This is a genomic window from Paenibacillus sp. GbtcB18 (genome assembly GCF_019091125.1).
GTDB lineage: Bacteria > Bacillota > Bacilli > Paenibacillales > NBRC-103111 > Paenibacillus_F > Paenibacillus_F chitinolyticus.
In genome coordinates, this window is sequence record NZ_JAGXJX010001049.1 from 1 (window position 1) to 228 (window position 228).

Here is a 228-nt window from a genome sequence, read left to right on the forward strand (position 1 = left end):
ATAGTTACCTCCTATTCTCAAGCACTTATTTTACCGATCTTGATAAATTTATAGCAGCATTCACATCCCGAGCGTGATGGATATTGCATGGAACACGACGCCACTGACATATTTTTAAACTACACAGTCCTTCTGGTTGAACTGAATAGTCGAATTTCACTCCGCAACATGAGCAAAACTTGCTTGAGGCGTACTATTTAATAGCGTTTACATACTCAATACCATACT

Annotated in this window: 1 pseudogene; it reads right to left on the reverse strand. The window is 38.6% G+C overall.

Annotated elements, in window-relative coordinates:
• Positions 1–25: 25 nt before the first annotated feature.
• A pseudogene (locus tag KVT34_RS31600) lies at positions 26–228 on the reverse strand (zinc ribbon domain-containing protein); the annotation flags it as partial.